This window comes from Brachybacterium paraconglomeratum, assembly GCF_003994255.1.
Classification (GTDB): domain Bacteria; phylum Actinomycetota; class Actinomycetes; order Actinomycetales; family Dermabacteraceae; genus Brachybacterium; species Brachybacterium conglomeratum.
The window spans coordinates 11,820-32,121 of record NZ_ML133861.1 but is presented as its reverse complement, the minus strand read 5'-3'; the positions used below and the strand labels follow the sequence as shown (position 1 = coordinate 32,121).

Annotated in this window: 19 protein-coding genes and 2 pseudogenes; 12 read left to right on the top strand and 9 right to left on the bottom strand. The window is 70.3% G+C overall.

Annotated features, from left to right (window positions below):
* Window positions 1-102: 102 nt before the first annotated feature.
* Both DS079_RS14670 and DS079_RS14665 read right to left on the bottom strand, forming a co-directional pair.
* Window positions 103-1,500 (bottom strand): class II 3-deoxy-7-phosphoheptulonate synthase, encoded by a 1,398-nt coding sequence (locus DS079_RS14670; protein WP_373877737.1) that lies wholly within the window; start codon window positions 1,498-1,500, stop codon window positions 103-105.
* Window positions 1,501-1,609: 109 nt separating this feature from the next.
* Window positions 1,610-2,344 carry a lysophospholipid acyltransferase family protein gene (locus DS079_RS14665; protein WP_126988570.1) on the bottom strand — a complete coding sequence of 245 codons (735 nt, stop codon included), beginning with the start codon at window positions 2,342-2,344 and terminating at the stop codon, window positions 1,610-1,612.
* Between the two features lie 72 nt (window positions 2,345-2,416).
* Here DS079_RS14665 and DS079_RS14660 point away from each other — a divergent pair, with 72 nt between their 5' ends.
* Both DS079_RS14660 and DS079_RS14655 read left to right on the top strand, forming a co-directional pair.
* On the top strand, window positions 2,417-3,190 hold the full coding sequence (locus DS079_RS14660; protein ID WP_126988569.1) for an alpha/beta hydrolase: 774 nt from the start codon (window positions 2,417-2,419) through the stop codon (window positions 3,188-3,190).
* Window positions 3,187-3,708, top strand: a complete 522-nt coding sequence (locus DS079_RS14655; protein ID WP_126988568.1) for a hypothetical protein — start codon at window positions 3,187-3,189, stop codon at window positions 3,706-3,708. The genes DS079_RS14660 and DS079_RS14655 overlap by 4 nt, the downstream gene beginning before the upstream one ends.
* Window positions 3,709-3,792: 84 nt before the next feature.
* Here the strand turns inward: DS079_RS14655 and DS079_RS14650 are convergent, their stop codons facing one another.
* Window positions 3,793-4,728, bottom strand: a complete 936-nt coding sequence (locus DS079_RS14650) for an ROK family protein (protein WP_010550593.1) — start codon at window positions 4,726-4,728, stop codon at window positions 3,793-3,795.
* Between the two features lie 168 nt (window positions 4,729-4,896).
* On the opposite strand from DS079_RS14650, the gene DS079_RS14645 reads away from it, so the two are divergent.
* From DS079_RS14645 to DS079_RS14635, 3 genes are all read left to right on the top strand, one after another.
* Entirely contained in the window at window positions 4,897-6,705 is a 1,809-nt protein-coding gene (locus DS079_RS14645; RefSeq protein ID WP_126988567.1) for an AMP-dependent synthetase/ligase, read from the top strand.
* Between the two features lie 181 nt (window positions 6,706-6,886).
* A complete protein-coding gene (locus DS079_RS14640) occupies window positions 6,887-8,551 on the top strand; it encodes a DEDD exonuclease domain-containing protein (protein WP_126988566.1) in 1,665 nt (554 codons plus the stop codon).
* Window positions 8,552-8,601: 50 nt separating this feature from the next.
* On the top strand, window positions 8,602-8,883 hold the full coding sequence (locus DS079_RS14635) for an Lrp/AsnC family transcriptional regulator (RefSeq protein WP_010550590.1): 282 nt from the start codon (window positions 8,602-8,604) through the stop codon (window positions 8,881-8,883).
* A gap of 10 nt (window positions 8,884-8,893) precedes the next feature.
* On the opposite strand, the gene trpD is transcribed toward DS079_RS14635, so the two are convergent.
* Window positions 8,894-9,976: an anthranilate phosphoribosyltransferase gene (gene trpD, locus DS079_RS14630; RefSeq protein ID WP_126988565.1), complete on the bottom strand. Its 1,083-nt coding sequence runs from the start codon at window positions 9,974-9,976 to the stop codon at window positions 8,894-8,896.
* Window positions 9,977-10,213: 237 nt separating this feature from the next.
* Here trpD and ctaE point away from each other — a divergent pair, with 237 nt between their 5' ends.
* From ctaE to qcrB, 4 genes are all read left to right on the top strand, one after another.
* Window positions 10,214-10,948: an aa3-type cytochrome oxidase subunit III gene (gene ctaE / locus DS079_RS14625; RefSeq protein WP_126988564.1), complete on the top strand. Its 735-nt coding sequence runs from the start codon at window positions 10,214-10,216 to the stop codon at window positions 10,946-10,948.
* Window positions 10,949-11,033: 85 nt separating this feature from the next.
* Entirely contained in the window at window positions 11,034-11,834 is an 801-nt protein-coding gene (qcrC, locus tag DS079_RS14620) for a cytochrome bc1 complex diheme cytochrome c subunit (RefSeq protein ID WP_029360453.1), read from the top strand.
* A gap of 8 nt (window positions 11,835-11,842) precedes the next feature.
* Complete coding sequence (gene qcrA, locus DS079_RS14615; RefSeq protein ID WP_126988563.1) at window positions 11,843-12,904, top strand: cytochrome bc1 complex Rieske iron-sulfur subunit; 1,062 nt, start codon at window positions 11,843-11,845, stop codon at window positions 12,902-12,904.
* Between the two features lie 4 nt (window positions 12,905-12,908).
* Window positions 12,909-14,579 carry a cytochrome bc1 complex cytochrome b subunit gene (gene qcrB / locus DS079_RS14610; RefSeq protein ID WP_010550585.1) on the top strand — a complete coding sequence of 557 codons (1,671 nt, stop codon included), beginning with the start codon at window positions 12,909-12,911 and terminating at the stop codon, window positions 14,577-14,579.
* A gap of 173 nt (window positions 14,580-14,752) precedes the next feature.
* On the opposite strand, the gene DS079_RS14605 is transcribed toward qcrB, so the two are convergent.
* Both DS079_RS14605 and DS079_RS14600 read right to left on the bottom strand, forming a co-directional pair.
* Window positions 14,753-14,926: a hypothetical protein gene (locus DS079_RS14605; protein ID WP_192808033.1), complete on the bottom strand. Its 174-nt coding sequence runs from the start codon at window positions 14,924-14,926 to the stop codon at window positions 14,753-14,755.
* Window positions 14,927-15,030: 104 nt separating this feature from the next.
* A complete protein-coding gene (locus DS079_RS14600; RefSeq protein WP_126988562.1) occupies window positions 15,031-16,299 on the bottom strand; it encodes an IS256 family transposase in 1,269 nt (422 codons plus the stop codon).
* A 109-nt stretch (window positions 16,300-16,408) separates the two neighbouring features.
* Here DS079_RS14600 and DS079_RS14595 point away from each other — a divergent pair.
* Window positions 16,409-16,606 (top strand): annotated as a pseudogene (locus DS079_RS14595) (IS3 family transposase); the annotation flags it as partial.
* Window positions 16,607-16,830: 224 nt separating this feature from the next.
* On the opposite strand, the pseudogene DS079_RS14590 reads toward DS079_RS14595, so the two are convergent.
* From DS079_RS14590 to DS079_RS14580, 3 genes and pseudogenes are all read right to left on the bottom strand, one after another.
* Window positions 16,831-17,841: pseudogene (locus tag DS079_RS14590) on the bottom strand (PepSY-associated TM helix domain-containing protein); the annotation flags it as partial.
* Window positions 17,799-18,206, bottom strand: a complete 408-nt coding sequence (locus tag DS079_RS17655; protein ID WP_126988560.1) for a PepSY domain-containing protein — start codon at window positions 18,204-18,206, stop codon at window positions 17,799-17,801. The pseudogene DS079_RS14590 and the gene DS079_RS17655, both read right to left, overlap by 43 nt.
* A gap of 45 nt (window positions 18,207-18,251) precedes the next feature.
* Window positions 18,252-18,743: a DUF5134 domain-containing protein gene (locus tag DS079_RS14580; protein ID WP_126988559.1), complete on the bottom strand. Its 492-nt coding sequence runs from the start codon at window positions 18,741-18,743 to the stop codon at window positions 18,252-18,254.
* Between the two features lie 244 nt (window positions 18,744-18,987).
* Here DS079_RS14580 and DS079_RS14575 point away from each other — a divergent pair, with 244 nt between their 5' ends.
* Both DS079_RS14575 and DS079_RS14570 read left to right on the top strand, forming a co-directional pair.
* On the top strand, window positions 18,988-19,371 hold the full coding sequence (locus tag DS079_RS14575; RefSeq protein ID WP_029361023.1) for a BlaI/MecI/CopY family transcriptional regulator: 384 nt from the start codon (window positions 18,988-18,990) through the stop codon (window positions 19,369-19,371).
* Complete coding sequence (locus DS079_RS14570) at window positions 19,371-20,219, top strand: M48 family metalloprotease (RefSeq protein ID WP_053917221.1); 849 nt, start codon at window positions 19,371-19,373, stop codon at window positions 20,217-20,219. The genes DS079_RS14575 and DS079_RS14570 overlap by 1 nt, the downstream gene beginning before the upstream one ends.
* Window positions 20,220-20,302 lie beyond the last annotated feature (83 nt).

Sequence of the window (20,302 nt, the reverse complement as noted above, 5' to 3'; positions counted from 1 at the left end):
GGGCGGCGAGGCTCCGGCGCTCCCGCCTCCCGGGCACGACGACGGCGCCGCCCCGATCGGGGCGGCGCCGTCGTCGTCGGGCTACCGGGTGCGCGAAGCCGCTCAGCGGCGGGAGAGCATCTCCGCGACGAGGAAGGCGAGCTCGAGGGACTGCTGATGGTTCAGCCGCGGGTCCACGAGGGTCTCGTAGCGACGGGTGAGGCCCTCCTCGTCGATCTCCCCGGTGCCGCCCAGGACCTCGGTGACGTCGTCGCCGGTGAGCTCCATGTGCAGGCCCGCCGGGACGGTTCCGAGCTCCTGGTGCACCTCGAAGAAGCCCACGACCTCGTCGAGGATGTCCTCGAAGCGGCGGGTCTTGTAGCCGTTGGAGGAGGTGATGGTGTTGCCGTGCATCGGGTCCGTCACCCAGGCGACCTGGGCGCCGGAGTCCCGCACGCCCTCGACCAGCGCCGGGAGCCGGTCACGGATCTTCCCGGCGCCCATGCGGGTGATGAAGGTGAGACGGCCCGGCTCGCGCTCGGGGTCGAGGCGGTCGATCAGACGCAGCGCGTCGTCGAGGGAGGCGTCGGGGCCGAGCTTCACCCCGATCGGGTTGCGCAGACGGGACATGAACTCCACGTGCGCTCCGTCGAGCTGACGGGTGCGCTCGCCGATCCACAGGAAGTGGCCCGAGCAGCCATAGATCTCGCCGGTGCGGGAGTCGATGCGCGCGAGCGCCTCCTCGTAGTCCAGCAGCAGCGCCTCGTGGGAGGCGTAGAACTCCACGACCTTCAGCGCGTCGAAGTCCGCGCCGATCGCGTCCATGAAGCGCACGGCCTTGTCGATCTGCACCGCGAGCTCCTCGTAGCGGTCGTAGCCGACGCCCGAGGAGGTGAAGCCCCGGTTCCAGGAATGGACCTCGCGGAGGTCCGCGAAGCCGCCGTTCGTGAAGGCGCGCAGGAGGTTCAGCGTGGAGGCGCTGGTGGTGTACGTCTTCCACAGGCGGCGCGGATCCGGGATCCGGGCCTCCTCGGTGAAGGCGTGCTCGTTGACCGCGTCGCCGCGATAGGTGGGCAGTGTCACGCCGTCGCGGGTCTCCTCGTCGGCGGAGCGGGGCTTGGCGAACTGTCCGGCCATCCGGCCCATCTTCACGACAGGCACGGAGGCGCCGTAGGTGAGCACGGCCGCCATCTGCAGGATGGTGCGGATCTTGTTGCGGATGCGATCCGCGGTGGAGTCCGCGAAGGTCTCGGCGCAGTCGCCGCCGGCGAGGAGGAAGGCCTCGCCGCGGGCCGCGGCGGCGACGCGCTCGCGCAGCACGTCGACCTCGCCGGCGAAGACCAGCGGCGGCGCGGCACGCAGGTCGTCGAAGACCTGGGCGCGGGACCCCTCGTCGGGCCACACGGGCTGCTGCACGCGCGGGAGCTCGCGCCAGGCGCCGAGCGCCGCCAGGCCGTCATCGGCCGAGGACAGCGAGAAGTCGTGGGCGCGGGCGGGGGCGTCGGGGCTGAATGGAGTCACGCCGACAGGGTAGCCAGTTCCGCACGGGTGCGTGCGCAGGGACCGATCGCCGGGCAGTGCGCGGCCCGTCGCGGGCACGGCGCGGGCCGGGCGAGAGCCCGTCACGGGCTCAGCGCCGTCGGCGCCGCGTCCCCGCGGGTTTCGCGGCGGCCTGCTCCGCGCGCAGCCGGCGCTTCACGTCGCTCGCGTACTCCGGGGCCCGCTCCTGCCCGGAGAGCGCGGCGATCCGGTCCATGACCTCGTCGGTCACGGCGCGCAGCCGTGTCGCCTCGTCGGCTCCGGGATGGCGGGCGAGAACCTCCGCCGGATCGATCGGCGCCCCGACCTCCACATGGATGCGGGGTCGGCGGCGCGGGAAGTACTTCCGTCCCCGCTGCGCCTCGAAGGCGCCGATCATCGCGACCGGCACGATCGGTGCCTCCGCGGCGAGGGCGAAGCGCGCCACCCCGGTCTTCCCGCGATGCAGCCGGCCGTCGGGACTGCGGGTCCCCTCGGGATAGATGCCGAGCACGTCGCCGCGGGAGAGCACCTCGAGCCCCGCCTGGATCGCGGTGCGCGCGGCACCGCCGCCGCTGCGGTCCACGGGCATCACGTGCAGCCCCCGCATCACCGCGCCGGCCAGCCGCGCGATCGGCGAGCGGCCGGAGAAGATGTCGGACTTGCCCAGGAAGTGCACGCTGCGCCGCACCTGTCCGGGAAGGAACACGGTATCGGCGTAGGTGAGATGGTTCGACGCCAGGATCACCGGTCCCTGCTCGGGGATGTTCTCGTGGCCGCTGAGCGTCGGCGCCCACACGGCCCTCACCACCGCCATGACGAAGGGCTTGGCGATCTCGTACAGCACGTCGGCCCTCCTGCGGGCGCTCGAGGACGGGGCGAGGATGCCCCGGGCGGAATCGGATGCGACGATGTCCCCATGGCTTTCAGCGAACTGTCCCTGCCGTGGCGCGCGCGGGGTCACTCTAACCCGCGCGGCGGGCTCCTCCTGTGCCACGGGTTCACCGGCTCGCCGCAGTCGTTGCGTCCCTGGGCGGAGCACCACGCCGCGCTCGGCTGGGAGGTCGAGCTGCCGCTGTTGCCCGGCCATGCGCGCACTGAGCAGGACCTCGCGCGCACCAGCTGGCAGGACTGGTACGGATGCGTGCGCGAGGCGGCGCTGGAGCTGTCCGGCGAGCTCGGGCCGATCGCGGTGGGCGGGCTGTCGATGGGCGGGAACCTCGCCCTCGCGCTCGCCGAGGACGAGGAGCTCGCCGGGGCGATCTCCGCCGTGGTCGCGGTGAACCCGGGGATGACGCTGCCCCGGATCGCGGCCGCGGCCGATCTGCTCGCCCCGGTGGTGCGCACCCTGCCCGGGATCGGGTCGGACATCGCGCGCGCGGACGTCTCCGAGGAGGCGTACGAGCGGCTGCCGTTGCGCGCCGTCGGCCAGCTGCGCCGGCTGTTCCGCCGCACCCGCGAGGGACTCGGCGCCGTCGAGGCGCCGCTGCTGCTGGCGACCTCCCGCGTCGACCACACCGTCCCGCCCTCCGACAGCGATCTCGTCGCCTCCCGGGTCCGCGGGCCCGTCGAACGGCTCTCGCTCACCCGGAGCCACCATCTCGCGACGCTCGACCACGACGCCCCGATCTTGTTCGAGACCTCGGCCCGGTTCCTGGACGCCCATGTCCCGTTCCCCGAGGGGTCCCGATGACCGGGGAGGACGGCCGCTCCCCCGAGCCCCGCGACGTTGACGCAGAGTTCGCCCGGATGCTGCGCGACGAGGGGCTCGCGCTCGGCCCCGGCAGGGCGCCGCGCGAGCCGGCCGCGCCGGAAGACGAGGACGGCCCCGGCCGCTTCGCCACTGAGGAGGACGAGGACGGGCAGCCGACCGAGGCGGCCCTGCAGGAATCCCGTCGACGTGCCCGCGAGGCACACCCCTCGAGGGGGCCGCGGGACGCCCCGCCGCGCGAGCTCGACGACGACGAGGTGCTCTACGGCGACTTCGACCCGCCGGACCCGGACCTCCCCCAGCCCTCCTCCGCGGTGCTGTGGTCGTGGACCGCGCTGCTCGGTGGCTTCGTGCTCCTGCTCGCCGTGACGCTCTCGTCCTCGCTGCCCTCCGTGCTCGGATGGGCCGGCGGCGCCGCGGCGCTCGGCGGGATGGTCTCGCTGCTGCTGCGGCTGCCGCGCCGCCCCCGCGACGAGGGGGACGACGGCGCCGAGGTCTGAGCCGGCCCCCGCCTGCGCGGCTGCTTTCCCCGCCTGCGCGGCAGCGCTCCCCGCCTGCGCGGCTGCGCTCCCCGCCTGCGCGGCTCAGCGGGCGAGGTCCGCGGCGCCGACGATCCCGGCACGGTTCCCCATGCCGGCGAGCACGAAGGGCGCCAGGGGCCGGTGCGCGCGGGCGGTGAGGCTCGCGGAGTACGCCTGCCGGGCGGGATCCAGCAGCAGGTCCCCGGCGGCCGAGACGCCGCCGCCGACGACGATCACGTCGGGGTCCAGCAGCGCGGAGATCGTCGCCGCGCCGCGTCCGAGCCAGGTCCCGATCTCGGCGATGAGCTCCCGCGCGCCCGGGTCTCCCTGCTGGGCCAGTCGCGTGACGAGCGGGCCGTCGATCGCGCGCCGGTCCCCGCCCGCGGCCTGCACCAGCGGACCGAGCAGCGGGTCGCCGCTCGCGGCCCGGCGCTTCGCGGCGCGCACGAGCGCGGTGCCGGCCGTGTACTGCTCGAGGCAGCCGCGCAGCCCGCACCCGCACCACTGCCCGTCGGGCACCGCGGTCATGTGGGCGACCTCGCCGGCGAAGCCCGCGCTGCCGCGCAGCAGGACCCCCTCCATCACGGCCGCGCCGCCGAGCCCCGTCCCGACGGTGAGCATCAGCATGTGGCGCGCCTCCCGGGCCGCGCCGAAGCGGAACTCCGCCCAGCCGGCGGCGTTCGCGTCGTTCTCGACGACGACCGGGAGCCCGGTGAGGCGCTCGAGCTCGTCGGCGAGGGGGTGATCGCGCCAGGCCAGGTTCGCGGCGAAGGTGACGGTGCGCCGGTCCGCGCCGATGAACCCGGCCGCGCCGACGCCGATCCCGCCGACGGCGTGCTCGCCGCGCAGCTCCGCGACCGCATCGGCGACCGCGGCCTCGAGCAGCGCCGGGTCCGTCGCCGGCGTGCTGCGCGTGGTCGCGGCGATGATCTCGCCGTCCTCGTCCACGACCCCTGCCGCGATCTTCGTGCCGCCGATGTCGACTCCGATGGAGAGCATCCGTCCCTGCCTCGTTCCCCTGCGCGCCGCGCGCATCCGGTCGTCGCGCAGCTGTCGCGCTCATCGTAGTGGCGCTCTGCCGTAGACTCGTCACGACCCCACCAGCGCTTCCGGCCAGGTCGTCCGGTACGCCGGTCACGTGCACCCCGCCGGATCGAAGGAGATTCGATGAAGCAGTACACCACGCCGCCCCAGCATCACAGCAGCCCCGACGAGAACTCGACGGACCTGCTGCTGGGGCGCCTCAGGGCGGATCCCTCCGTGCCGATCTTCGAGCTCGCCCAGGAGGGCGGCGGCTACCGACCGATGCGGACGGCCGACTTCGTCGAGGACGTCAAGGCGGTCGCGAAGGGGCTGATCGCCTCCGAGGTCGCCCCTGGCGACGTCGTCGCGATCCTCTCCCGCACCCGCTACGAGTGGGCGCTGGCGGACTGGGCGATCTGGTGGGCCGGCGGCGTCAGCGTCCCGATCTACGAGTCCTCCTCCCCGAGCCAGATCCAGTGGATCGCCTCGGACTCCGCGGCGAAGTTCGCCCTCGTCGAGTCCACGCGCCACAAGGAGGACATGGAGTCGGTGCGCGGCGAGCTGCCGGCGCTGCAGCGCATCGGCGTGCTGGAGGACGGGATCCTCGAGGACCTCAGGCAGCGCGGCGCAGGGATCAGCGACGAGGAGCTCGAGTCCCGGCGCACCGCGCGCCGTCTCGACGACGTCGCCACCATCATCTACACCTCCGGCACGACCGGCCGTCCCAAGGGCGCCGAGCTCACGCACGCGAACTTCGTCGACACCACCCGCAGCGCGGTGACGCTGCTGGGCGAGAAGGTGCTGCCCAGCGGCTCGCGCCTGCTGATGTTCCTGCCCATGGCGCACGTCTTCGCCCGTCTGATCACGGTGCTCGCCGCGGCCTGGCCGGTCACCACGGCCTTCACCCCGGACACCAAGAACCTCCTGCCCGACCTCGCCGCCTTCAAGCCCACGTTCCTGCTCGCCGTGCCGCGCGTGTTCGAGAAGGTCTACAACGGCGCCGAGGCCAAGGCGATCGCCAGCGGCAAGGGCAGGATCTTCGGCGCCGCCGCGAAGACCGCGATCGACTACTCCACCGCGCTGGCCGACGGGAAGGTCCCGCTCACCCTCTCGCTCAAGCACAAGCTCTTCGACCGTCTCGTCTACGGCACCCTGCGCGAGGCGATGGGCGGTCAGGTCAAGTGGGCGGTCTCCGGCGGCGCTCCGCTGGGTGCGCGGCTGTCCCACTTCTTCCGCGGCATCGGCGTGACCGTGCTCGAGGGCTACGGCCTCACCGAGACCACGGCGCCGATCTGCGTGAACCTGCCCTGGGACGTCCGCCCCGGCACCGTGGGCCCGCCCCTGCCCGGCTCCTCCGTCGCGATCGACGACAGCGGGGAGCTGCTGGTCAAGGGCGTGATGGTGTTCAAGGGCTATCACAACAACCCCGAGGCCACCGCCGAGTCCCTGAAGGACGGCTGGTTCCACACCGGTGACCTCGGCTCCCTCGCCGACGACGGATCGATCACGATCACCGGACGCCGCAAGGAGGTCATCGTCACCGCGGGCGGCAAGAACGTCTCCCCGGCGCAGCTCGAGGACCAGCTGCGCTCCCACCCCCTGGTCAGCCAGTGCGTGGTGATCGGCGACCAGAAGCCCTTCGTCGCCGCGATCCTCACGCTGGACGCCGAGATGCTCCCGACCTGGCTGAAGAACAACGGCAAGCCGGAGATGAGCCTCACCCAGGCCGCGGAGGACGCGGAGATCCGCGCCGAGCTGCAGAAGGTGGTGGACCGGGCGAACGAGTCGGTCTCCCGGGCCGAGTCGATCCGCTCCTTCGTGGTCATCGACTCCGACTTCACCGAGGAGAACGGCTATCTCACGCCCTCGCTGAAGCTCAAGCGCAACGTGGTCGTGAAGGACCTCGCCCCGATCATCGAGAAGATCTACTCCGCGCCCAAGCCCCAGGGCTGAGCGCGGGCGCGCCTCCCGACGGCCGACGGGCCCCGGCACCCCGGCGGTGCCGGGGCCCGTCGTGCGTCGTGGGGCCCGTCGCGCATCGCGGGGCCCGTCGTGCGTCCGGGCTCGTCGCGGACCGGTGCCCGCGCAGCCTCCCGACGTCCGGCTGTCGGGGCCGCGTCGTAGCCTGTCCCCCATGCCCGCACGCCGTCAGCTCAGCTTCGAGGACCTGGGCACCCCGCTCGCGGAGGCGACGCTGGTGGTGGTCGATCTCGAGACCACCGGGACGGATCCCGCCGCGGACGCGATCACCGAGATCGGCGCGGTGAAGGTGCGCGGCGGCGAGGTGCTCGGCGAGTTCCGCACCTTCGTGGACCCGGAGCGTCCGATCCCGGCCTACATCGCCTCCCTCACCGGCATCTCCGATGCGACCGTGCGCGGCGCCCCCTCGATCCGGACCGTGCTGCCGATGTTCCTGGACTTCGTCGGGCCCGAGGCCGCGCTGGTGGCCCACAACGCCCGCTTCGACATCGGCTTCCTGCGCGCCCGCGCTGCCGAGTGCGCGCTGGAGTGGCCCGCGCCGACCGTGCTGGACACCCTCGCACTCGCCCGGACGGTCTTCCGCCGCGACGAGGTGCGCGATCACAAGCTCTCGACCCTCGCCGCCCATGTCGGGGCGGCGGTCACCCCGGACCACCGTGCCCTCTCGGATGCCCGCGCGACGGTCGACGTGCTCCACGCGATCATCGCCCGGCTGGGCCCGACCGGCGCCTCGACGCTCGAGGACCTCGGCACGGCCCACCGCCGGGCCAAGCCCGTGCAGCTGCGCAAGAAGCACCTCGCGGCCGACGTCCCCTCGGTCCCCGGCGTCTACCAGTTCCTCGATGCGCACGGCTCGGTGCTGTACGTCGGCACCTCCCGGAACCTGCGCTCCCGGGTGCGCACCTACTTCACCGCGAGCGAGACGCGCCGCGCGATCCTGGACATGCTGCCGCGCGCGGAGTCGCTGCGCGTGATCGAGTGCGCCACCGCCACCGAGGCCGCCGTGCGCGAGCTGCGGCTGATCGCGCAGGAGAAGCCGCCCTCTAACCGGCGCGGGCTGCGCCCGGAGGCGGCACACTGGCTGCGGCTCGGGCCGACGGGCGAGGGGCTGCGCGGGGCGCGGCTGGCCCGTACGGAGGCCGACGGCTCGGCGCACATCGGCCCCCTCGCCTCCCGGCACGACGCCCAGCCGCTGCGCGGGCTGCTCACCGACGCGGTCATGGGGCGCGGTGCCGCGCTGGAGGCCGATCCCGCGCGCAGCGCCGCCCCGTCGAGCGGGCATCACGAGCGGCTGCGCCGCGCCATGGTCGCCGACCCGCGCGAGGTGCTCGACCATGCCGCCTCCCGGCTGCGCGCCCACGTCGACGCGGGACGCTACGAGGAGGCGGAGAAGCTGCGCCGACTAGCTCTCGCCTATCTGGACGCCGCCCGTCGCGCCTCCCGGCTGCGCGCCCTCGCGGAGGTGCCGCTGCTCATCGCGGCCCGGCCCAGCACCGAGGCCGTGATCGGCGGACGCGGCTGGGAGCTGCTGGCCGTGCGCTACGGACGGTTCTCCGGGACCACCCTGGTGCCGGCGGCGAAGGACCCCCTGCCCTTCGCGCGTTCCCTGGCGATGACGGGGACCGGCGAGGCCGAGCTCGCCGCGCCCCTGTGCCAGGGGTATCACCAGGAGGCCGAGATCCTGCTGGGGTGGCTCGAGGGCGAGGGCGTGCGCACGGTGCTGTGCGAGGGGTCGTGGCAGGTGCCGGCCCGGGCCCGCTTCGAGGCGGAGCACCTCTCCCGGCGCTTCGCCATGACCTCGACCGCTCCGGGGGAATAGGCTCACGGGAGAAGCCGCTCGGCGCCCCCGCGCCCGTCGAAGGAGAATCCATGATCACCGCCATCGTCTCGATCGTCGTCGACCCCCAGCGCATCCCCGAGGTCGCCGAGGCGATCGTCGACATCGACGGGATCGAGCAGGTCTACTCCGTCACGGGCGACGTGGACCTGATCGCGGTGGCCCGTGTGCGGAACCACGAGGACCTCGCCGGCGTGATCGCCGGCTCGCTCAGCCGGGTCGAGGGCGTCCGGGACACCACCACCAACATCGCCTTCAAGACCTACTCGAAGCGGGACCTCGACGCCGCCTTCGACCTGGGTCTCGAGGGCTGAGGGAGCGCGCTCAGCCGTTCGCGGCGAGCGACTCCTGGGACGCCGCCGCCCAGCGCGCGAGCAGCGTCGCCGGCGCCCCGCTGTCGAGCGTGGAGACCGCCTCCGCGTGGGCGGCGCGGAAGCGGTCCTCGAAGCCGTCGGCGGCCGGCTGTCCGATGCCGTCGTGGGCGAGGATGCCCGCCGCGGCGTTCAGCAGCACCGCATCCCGGATCGGGCCCATCCGCCCGTCCTTCGCGCCCGCGTAGAGGTCACGGGCCACCTGTGCGTTCTCCTCGGCCGTGCCGCCGCGGAGCGCGTCGTGGGGGCTGCGGGGGATGCTCAGCAGCGCCGTCGGGTCCAGCAGGTGCGAGCGCACCTCCCCGCCGCGGACCTCCCAGACGTCCGAGGAGACGCTCACCGTGAGCTCGTCCAGGCCGTCCTGACCGCGGAAGACGAGGGCGCTGGTGCCGCGCGAGGCGAACACGCCGGCGACGGTCGGGGCGATGGCCGGATCGGCGACCCCGACGGCGCTCGCGAGCGGCCGCGCGGGGTTCGTGATCGGTCCCAGGATGTTCATCACGGTGGGGATGCCCAGGCCCTTGCGCGCCTCGGCGGCGAAGCGCATGGAGGGATGGAACACCTGCGCGAAGAGGAAGGTCATGCCGACCTCGCCGACCAGGCGCTCGACCTCGGGCACGGGGAGGTCCAGCCGGACGCCGAGCGCCTCGAGCACGTCGGCCGAGCCCGAGCGCGAGGTCGAGGCGCGGTTGCCGTGCTTGACGACGGTGCGGCCGGACGCGGCGATCACGACCGAGGCCATCGTGGAGATGTTCACAGTCTGCGCGAGGTCGCCCCCGGTGCCGACGATGTCGATCGCATGCCGCTCCACCGCGACGGGACGGGCATGGGCGACCATCGAATCGGCCAGAGCCTCGAGCTCCATGCTGCTGACGCCCTTGGCCTGGAGCGCCACGAGGAAGCCCGCCAGCGGGACGGGACCCGCCTCTCCGGTCATGATCTCGTCCATCGCCCAGCTCGCCTCGGCGTGCTCGAGATGCTCGCCGCGCACCAGGCGCGCGGTGAGCCGGGACCAGGTCGGGGTCTGCTCGCTCATGCCTCGATCATCGCACCTGCGAGCGGGTGCACCGTCGCCCTGGTCACGGATCGGATCACGGAACGGTCACGACGCACGCACATGGTCGATCACCTGGGCGTATCGACGCGTGTCCTGGTTCGTGACAGGCCGTCAGGAGGGCTATGCTGGCACGGTCCGCCCGGGGCGCAGGCCCCGCGATGTGCTCGGTCGTCGTGAACCGACACACCGAATCTGACGACACGACATAATGGTGACGTGACTACTGCGACTCTGCCTGTGCGCTCCTCCCCCGCTGCCGCCCCAGCGGTCGGCCGCCCGAACCCGACGCAGATCGGCACCCTCGTCTGGCTCGCCAGCGAGCTCATGTTCTTCGGCGGCCTGTTCGCGATGTACTTCACGCTGCGGTCGTTGGCGCCGGAGACCTTCGCCGAGGGCCAGTCGAACTTCACCCATGGCTTCGCGCTGCTGAACACCTCGATCCTGGTCTTCAGCTCCGTCACCTGCCAGATCGGCGTCTTCGTCGCCGAGGGCCGCTTCCCCTGGGGGCAGTCCTTCTCGCCGCGCAAGCGCCGCGAGGGCTCGATCTTCAACATCGCCGGCTGGGGGATGATCGAGTGGTACACGCTCACCTTCATCCTCGGCGCGATCTTCGTCTCGGGCCAGGCCTACGAGTACGCCGAGCTCATCCACAGTGGCGTCACGATGTCGTCCTCGCCGTTCAGCTCGGTCTTCTACCTCGCCACCGGCTTCCACGGCCTCCACGTGATCGGCGGCCTCGTCGCCTTCCTGATGGTGCTGATGCGCGCCTACGTCGCCGAGAGCTTCACGGCCCACGAGCAGGTCTCGGCGATCTGCGTCTCCTATTACTGGCACTTCGTCGACGTGGTCTGGATCGTGCTCTTCTTCGTCGTGTACATGCTCGACCCGATCCTGACCGGCACCTCCTCCGGCCACGTGGTCCCGGTCGACTTCGACTGGACGATCTTCTGATCCGCGCAGCGGCCCCCGGGCCCCAACGCACCCCCGAACTCCTGTCCCTCCCCGCCCGCCCCCTCCACGAATCGAGGTCCGAACCGTGAAGGCTCTCGCCGCACGTCGTCATCACCCGATGGCGCTACTCGTGATCCTGCTGCTCGCGCTCGTCGCGACCGGCGGGCTGTACGCGGCCCTGCAGCCGCAGGCGGCCCAGGCCGAGGCCTACACCGACAGCGAAGTCGAGCAAGGTCGTGCCCTCTTCCTCGCCAACTGCGCGACCTGCCATGGACTTGATGCCGCGGGTCTCAGCGACCCCGACGGTCAGACCCTCGGCCCCTCGCTGATCGGCGTGGGCGCCGCCGCCGTCGACTTCCAGGTCGGCACGGGCCGCATGCCCATGCAGGCCTCCGGCGCCCAGGCCCGCCAGAAGCCGCAGCAGATGAACGAGGAGCAGACCCGTCAGCTCGCCGCGTACGTGGCCTCGCTCGGCCCCGGCCCGTCGGTGCCGGACGAGGAGTGGCTGGACACCAGCAAGGGCAACGCCGAGCGCGGCGGCGAGATCTTCCGCATGAACTGCGCCATGTGCCACAACGCCGCCGGTGCCGGCGGTGCGCTGACCCGAGGCAAGTACGCCCCGCCGGTCGTGGGCGTCGAGGGCAAGCACGTCTACGAGGCCATGGACACCGGTCCCCAGAACATGCCGGTCTTCAACGAGACCAACCTCTCGCCCGAGGACAAGCGGGACGTCATCACCTACCTCGAGACCCTCGAGGAGACCGGCTCCCCCGGCGGCATCTCCCTGGGCTCCCTCGGCCCCGTGACCGAGGGCCTGTACGCCTGGACGATCATCCTGTCCCTGCTCCTCGGCGCCGCCGTGTGGCTGGGGGCGAAGGCCAAGTGAATGCGAGCATGAACACCAACACCGACGGCAGCTCCCCCACCCGGGTCAGCACCCTCGCCCCCAAGGAGGGCGGCGGGTTCCCGAACCCGGGTCTGCCTCCCCACACCCCCCGTCAGACCGACATCTCCAAGCCCGCGGAGAAGCGCGCCGAGCGACTCGTCGCCTTCATGTTCCTCCTCAGCGTGGTCGGGACGGTCATCTTCATCGCGGCGTACTTCCTCGTCACGCCGCTGGACACCAACATCTTCGCGGAGGAGGGCACTCCCCGCGCGCTGTGGTGGTCCAACCTCGTCACGGGCCTCGGTCTCGCGATCGCGGTGTTCTTCATCGGCGCCGCAGCGGTGCACTGGGCCAAGACGCTCATGCCCGACGAGGAGTGGGTCGAGGAGCGCCATGACGTCCGCGGCTCCGACGAGACGCGCAAGGCCGCTGCCGAGATGATCACCAGCGGTCTGGCGGAGACCGGCATCGGCCGTCGTCCCGTCATGGTCACCGCGATGGTGGCGGCTCTCGCGGCCCTGCCCATCGCCGTGCTCGCCCCGCTGTCGACGCTGGGCCCGCTCCCGGGCAACAAGCTCCACCACACCTTCTGGGGCCAGAACCCGGGCCAGCGCCTCGCCCGGGACCACGACGGCACGCCGATCAAGCTCTCCGACGTCGCGATGAACTCGATCTTCCACGTCATGCCCGAGGGCCTCACCGACGAGACCCCGCACCGCCTCGAGGAGCGCGCGAAGGCCGCGGCCGTGATCGTGCGCATCGACCCCAAGCTCGCGAAGAACGACGAGTCGATGTCGATGGGCGTGGAGGGCGTGCTCGCGTTCTCGAAGATCTGCACGCACGTCGGCTGCCCGGTCGCGCTGTTCGAGCAGCAGACGCACCACATGCTCTGCCCGTGCCACCAGTCCACCTTCGACGTCACCGACGGCGCCAAGGTGATCTTCGGCCCGGCCCACCGTCCGCTGCCGCAGCTGCCGATCGAGGTCGACGCCGAGGGGTATCTCGTGGCCCCCGGCGACTTCACCGAGCCGATCGGTCCCAGCTTCTGGAACATCCACAAGGACAAGTGATCTCATGACGACCACGACTCCCAGCTCCCGGAAGCAGTCTTCCGACGACTCCCGCCTGCTCAAGCTCGGCGCGGTGGGCGGAGACTTCCTCGACCAGCGCCTCTCCGGCGCCGGCTTCGTGAAGTTCTTCGCGCGCAAGGTCTTCCCGGACCACTGGTCCTTCATGTTCGGCGAGATGGCGCTGTACAGCTTCGTCATCCTGCTGATCTCCGGCGTCTTCCTGACGATGTTCTTCGACCCCTCCATGGAGGAGGTCATCTACAACGGCCCGTACGAGGCGCTCCAGGGCGCCACGGTCTCCCGCGCCTTCGAGTCGACGATGGAGATCGCCTTCGAGGTGAAGGGCGGACTGCTGTTCCGCCAGATGCACCACTGGGCGGCGCTCGTGTTCATGGTCTCGATCTTCGTGCACATGTTCCGCGTCTTCTTCACCGGCGCCTTCCGCAAGCCCCGCGAGCTCAACTGGCTCATCGGCTTCTCGCTGATGATCCTGGGCATGGCGGCCGGCTTCTCCGGCTACTCGCTCCCGGACGACGTGCTCTCCGGCAACGGCCTGCGCATCGCCGATGGGCTGATGAAGGCGATCCCGATCGTCGGCACCTACCTGTCGATGCTGCTCTTCGGCGGCGAGTTCCCGGGCACGGACATCATCCCGCGCCTGTTCACGATCCACATCCTGCTCGTGCCTGCTGCGATCCTCGGACTCATCGCGATCCACCTCGTGCTCGTGGTCGTGCACAAGCACACCCAGTACGCGGGCCCGGGCCGCACGAACCGCAACGTGGTCGGGCACCCGGTCCTGCCGGTGTTCGGAGCGAAGGCCGGCGGCTTCTTCTTCCTCGTCTTCGGCATCATCACGCTGATCTCGGCGACCACGTCGATCAACGCGATGTGGGTCTACGGCCCGTACGACCCCTCCCCCGTCTCGGCCGGCTCGCAGCCGGACTGGTACATGCTCTGGACCGACGGTGGCCTCCGCCTCATCCCGGGCTGGGAGATCACGGTCTTCGGGTACGTCCTCTCGCTGAACATGCTGATCCCGATGGCGATCTACGGCGCGATGCTGGCGTTCCTCGCCCTGTTCCCCTTCATCGAGGCCTGGGTCACCGGTGACGATCGCGAGCACCACCTCGCGGACAAGCCGTACAACGCGCCGGTGCGCACCGGCATCGGCGTCGCCTGGATCGTCTCGTACCTGATCCTCGCGCTGGCGGCGACCAACGACCTGATCGCGATCGCCCTGCAGCTCTCGATCAACGACCTCACCTGGCTGTTCCGTGTGTCGTTCTTCGTGGCCCCGGTGCTCGCCTTCTACATCACGAAGCGCCTGTGCCTCTCGATCCAGCGTCAGAAGCGCGATCTCGTGCTGCACGGCCGGGAGACCTCCCGCATCGTCCGCACCGGCTCCGGTGACATGATCGAGATCCACGAGCCGCTGGACGAGTACGAGCGCTGGGAGCTCGTCGCCCACGACGACTACCGTCCGCTCAAGGCGGGCAAGGGAGTCTCCTCCCTGCGTGCCAAGGCCACCAGCTTCTTCTTCAAGGACCGCATCGAGCCGGTCACCCCGGCGTCGCTCCGCGAGGCGCTCGAGCATGCCGGCCACGAGAAGCACGTCATCGACGAGGCCACGGGCGGCGACTACCGCACCCCGGCCGAGAAGGTCGTGCACTGACCGTTCACTGACCACCGCAGCGGAGTACGCGAGAAGGGCCCCGAAGATCGATCTTCGGGGCTCTTCCCTGTGTGCTGCGGGAGGAGTCGCTCGGCGGAGCGCGTACGCACGTCGGCGGGCACGGGCTCGGACCGTCCTAATCTGCCGAGCCCCCGTCGGCGGTGGGTGCACCGTCAGTGCATCAGGCGACTGCGCCGCATTCCCCCATCGCCCCGCTCCCCGCGACCTGCGACGGCGTCGACGAGATAGCGGGCGGTGATCAGACCGAGGCGCCGCTCGGCACGGCGGAGGGCGCGCAGCGAGCGCAACGGGCTCCGGGCGGCGTCCAGTCTGTCCTTGGTGAGCACGTCACGAGCCCAGGCGACGGCATGCTCCTCCCCCTCGGCGCTGTGGAAGAGCTGCGCTAGCTGCGCTCATCCCGGTCAAGTCCCGTTGTGTGGTGGCTTTTGGGTCAGGCGGTCATGAGGAGCCGGCTGGTGGTCTCGGGGGTGTCGTTGGTGAGCATGTCGGCGAGTCGGCGTAGGGAGATGTCGCTGATGTAGCGGCGTTCGCCGTATTGCCATTCCTCGTGCTGGTCCTGGAGGACTGCGCCGACGAGTCTGGTCGCAGAGTCCCGGTTCGGGAAGATCTGGACGACGTCTGCTCGGCGCTTGATCTCCCTGTTCACCCGCTCGATGGGGTTGTTCGACCAGATCTTTCGCCAGTGCTCGATGGGGAACGCCGCGAATGCGGTCAGGTCTGCCTCGGCGTCCTTGAGCATGGCCGCGATCTTCGGGAAGGAGGCCTCGAGTGAGGCCGTGACCTGCTGATAGGCCTCGCGGACCGTTTCCGGGCTGGTCTGGGCGAAGATCGTGGAGACCAGGGCGTTGACGGGCTTGGAGCGCGCCGAGCCGAGCGCCTGGGTGATGTTGCGTGCGAAGTGGACCCGGCAGCGCTGCCATGACGCTCCCGGAAGCACTGCCTTGATCGCATGCTTCAGCCCCGCGTGCGCGTCACTGGTCACCAGCAGCACGCCTTCCGGTGCGGCGGGGGTGGAGACCCTCAACCCGCGTTCGCGCAGGCTGCGGAGGAACTCGGTCCAGAAGCCGGTGGTCTCCGCGTCACCGATCGCCATCCCGAGCACTTCTCGGTGACCGGTCGCGGCCACGCCCGTGGCGACGACGACGGCTTGGGAGACGACCCGGCCGCCCTGGCGGATGTCGAGATAGGTCGCGTCCAGGAACAAGTAGGGGAACCAAGTGTGGTCCAGGCGGCGGTGGAGGAACTCCGCGACGACCTCGTCGATCTCGCCGCAGATCCTCGAGACCTGGGACTTGCTGATCCCGGACTCGTTGCCCAGCGCCCGCACGAGGTCCTCGGCCTTCCTGGTGGAGACGCCGTCGATCCAGGCCGTGCAGATCACCGCCCAGAGCGCTTTGTCGACCCGGCGACGAGGATGCAGCAGCGCGGGATAAAACGAGCCGGCCCTTAGCTTCGGGATCGCCAGATCCAGCTCTCCCGCCGGGGTAGCCAGGCGCTTTGCCCTGGTGCCATTGCGACGGGTCGAGCGGGACGGGGAACGTTCGTAACGCTCCGCACCGATCTTGACGGACGCTTCGGCATCGATGAGGTCCTGGAGTCCGGCCTGGAGAAGCCGGCGGAACAGCTCCTCATGAGCGAGGTCGGGGTCCTGGAGCAGTTCACTGACGAGGGTCGAGAGTGCAGACTGGTGGTGGGTCATCGCGGGTCCCTATTTCTTGGTCGATTTGGGAGGTCCCGCGATGACCCTTCATCGCCTACCAGCAGCTCCACGCCACCCCGGGATTGCCACCACGCTAAGGGACACACCCATGGAATCCTTCTTCGCACTGCTCCAGAAGAACGTCTTGGATCGAAAGCGCTGGAGGACCAGAGAGGAACTGCGGATCGCGATCATCACCTGGATCGAGCGGACCTACCACCGTCGTCGCCGACAGGCCCGCCTGAGCCGATTGACCCCTATCGAGTACGAGACCATCATGAACCCGACCGTCAGACTGGCGGCCTAACCCCAGCTGACACCTGATCGCGCATCAGTCCCGGTACTCCTGGAGGTGCTCCCTGACGAGCCGAACGCACCTCGCGCGCAGCTGGGGATCGATCTTCCACGGGTGCCTGTCCATCCTTCCGGACTCAAACAGCAGCGGCACCAGACCTGGGCCGATTCACTGTGAGATCCCCTCAGACTGCGGATGGGGCGTGCGGACTACGTCCTAACGCGCCGGGAGCGAGCTCATGCGGACTCATTCTTTCTCGCGCTGTCCATTCCCGGGACGATCCTTCGGGTGAGGTCGAGCGCGATGAAGGCGAGGAGCGTGACTCCGAGGAGGGGGAGGGCGAGGCCGACGACCGCAGCGATCGCGATGAGGATGCCGTAGGCCGCCGCGGTGTCGACGCGACGACCGAGAGGGCGAGGGAGGCCTGTGCGTGGCGGCTTGGGGCGGCGTCGCCACCACATGCGGTACCCGATCACGATGAGCGCGATTACCGCACCGGCGATGGCGATGAGCAGGAGCTGGTTGGGCCAGCCGAAAAGGATGCCCATGTGGAAGGAAATCCCAGCTTCGGCGAGCTTCCCGGCAACGGGCCAGTCGGCGAAGCGCACGCTCCCGACGACAGCTTCGGAGGTGGGGTCGATCGCCATGGAGTCCTGCTTCAGGGGCCATGATCGCTGCACCTGGGAGACGAGCCACGCTCCTCCGTCGGTGCTGGGGGTGATCGCTACCGGGTCGGTCAGGCCCTCTGGGCGGGCCGCCTCGAGCACGCTCTGCGCGGTGGCAGGCACTTCGGTTTCTGCGATCGGGGTGGTGGTTGCCGCCTCGGAGGAGAGGTAGGGCGTTGACCAGCTCAGGCTCTGGCGCAGTGCGCTGACGTTGCCGCCCGCGAATTGGGACCAGGTCAGTCCGGTGGCGGAGAGGAAGAACGTTCCGATAGCGGCCCAGACGCCGATGGTGGCGTGGAGGCTTATGGAGCGTTGGCGCTGCGGTCCCTTACGCTGGGGCAGGAGGTAGGCGCGTGCAGAGCGAGTGCGGACTTTACGTGTGACCCAGAGGGTGAGTCCGCTGAGGGCGAGGACCCACAGCCAGCTGGCCGCGACTTCGCTGTACCAGCGGCCGGCGTCCCCGAGGTGGAGATTGCGGTGGAGATCGTCGAACCAGGTCCGCAGCGGCAGCCACTCCCCGAAGGTGTTCAGCACGCCGGTCACCTCCCCGGTATAGGGGTCGACGAACGCGGTGAGCTGGCGATCCTCGCGAGCCGAGGGGAATCGAACGTGACGCGCGTGGTGGACTCGGCATCCTTGGGCGGACGGATCTGCGTGATCGTGCCGTCTGTGACCTCGCTCCGCGCCGCCTCGACCTGCTGCGCCAGCGGCACCATCTCCGCGCCGGCCGGGGCACTGGCGTGGAGTTCCTTGTCGTAGACGACCTGTTCGATCTGCGGGGTCAGCGCGTACAGGATCCCGGTCGCCGCGGCGACCAGGAGGAACGGCGCAATGAACAGCCCCACGTAGAAGTGCAGGCGGAGCGTGAGCTCTCGCAGCTCATCGCGCAGTCGGCGCGGGCGAGAGGTGTTGCCACCGGTGGGGCGGGGCGAGGCTTGGGTGGCCATCGGGTCGAGCCTTTCGCTGTGACGGAGAGGTGGCGTGGGCCGGGTTCACATGAGGGCGAGCATGAGCGCCATTCCTGCGGCCATCAGGAGGTGGCAGGCCGAGTGGGCGCGGTGCCCCGGATCGCGGAGCAAGCGCACGAGCCACCACGCGGTGATCACGGCGCTGAGCACGACGGCCCCCCAGTTCACTGCCTCCGCCCAGGCAGGGGCCGGCGCCATCTCCATCGCCATCTCGTCCCCGGTCCCGCCGCCGTGGTGTCCGGCGTGCGCATCGGCGGAGCCGCCCATGGCGTGGCCCATCAGCAGGGGCATCGCCAGCAGCATCCAGATCATCACGGAGTTGAGCACCACGTGGTTAACCACCCCCACGCGCTCACTCACCCCGTGGACAGTGGGGAGGCCGAGCAGCATCACGACGGTGAAGAGCGCGAAGAGGGCGACCTGGATCCAGGTCCCGGCCGTGCCGACCGGCCGCCACACCATCAGCAGCATCGCCAGGCTCATCACGAGATGGTTGACGTGCACCGCCGTCGCCACCGGCCCATGATGGGAGGAATGCACTGACCCAGTGATCACTGCGGCGGAAGCGCCGCGGCTCTGTGCGAGGTGAACTGCGCAGAACACGGCCGTTGCGAGGAAGATGGCGGTCAGCACGAATGACCAGGGAGACTCGATCACAGCACTGGACTCTACAGGAAGTAGAATTAGAGATGTACGGCGACACCCGTGCGCGGTACGGTACTCGGACTGAGGCGTTACACGGGGAGGGAGTGGTGACGAGATGGCGGGAGTGAGGTCTCGATCCTCCGGCGCACTGGAGGCACTGGTGATGCGAGCTTTATGGACTTCCACCGGCTCCCTTAGCGCGAGAGCGATCCAGGCATCTTTTGAGGATCCCGCGCCAGCGCAGACCACGGTTCTGACAGTGCTCTCCCGGCTCGAGGCGAAGGGGATGGTTTCTCGCCGAGCCCGGTCACCTCGGCGCGTGACCTTCGAAGCGGTCGTGAGCAGTGCGCAGGCGCATGCCGCGGACATGGTTGAGGTCCTCGATGACGCTCACGATCGTGAGGATGCGCTGATGGCGTTCACCGACAACCTCTCTGAGTCCGACCTTGATCTGGTGATGGATGCGATCACGTCACGGCGGTCTCGCCGAGGTCGCTGATGGTCTGGACCGTGGTCGGGCCGTTGCTGGCTGGCCTGATTGCATGCCCGCTCTCCGCGTACCTCGTATCCCGTGGGAGGTGGCAGATCCGCCATCCCCGGCGGGCGCTGATGGTGTGGGCCTCGGTTGGTGTTGTTGGGCTGGTCATCGCGATCGCGTCCATTCTCCTGGCGGCCGCGCTCTCCCTGTCGGCGAGCTCCGCGAGCGCTGCGGCCGAGGGGCTTGCTCTCACGTTCATCGCCTGGGCCGGTCTCGGGGGGTTAGGGATCGTGGGATCGCTCGCCCACCTGGGCAGGGTCGATCCCGGCAAGGATGATGACGAGCGGCCGAGCGTCGCGGAAATGCTCTCGCGCCGCCGAACGGACTCCTGGCAGGTCGGCGCTGTTGCCGTGGTCGAGATCGAGGATTCTCGCTATGTCGCGGTGGCCGTCCCGGGCGCGACGCCGTCGATCTTCGTCTCGCGCGCCGTTCGGCACGCGCTTCCGCCCTCCTACCTGTCCGCGGTTCTCGCCCACGAAGCAGCACATCTCGATCAGCTTCACGCGCTGGTGAGGGGGGTCGGAGCGTGGCACGTAGCGTGCCTGCCCAAGAGGTCCCGGCTGCGACGAGAGCTTGCTTCACGGATCATGCTGCTCACCGAGCTGGCGGCCGACGATGTCGCTGCCGAGAAGGTCGGCCCCGCCCATCTGCACGACGCCCTCGTCGCACTCCATCACCTCGCCCCCTCCCGCGAGCTGGAAGTTCGTGCCGCTCGCGTTCGAGCGCTCCACAGGACTTACCCTCTGCCGCAGGGGAGGGTACTGGTGGCTTCCCTTCCGGGGCAGAGACTGCAGCGAAAGCAGCGTTGAGATGCGTGCGGGAGACGTCAGCAACAGCATGAGCGGCCATCTCGTGCTGCGTACTCGACATCTTGTAGATTCGGTGAGGTGAA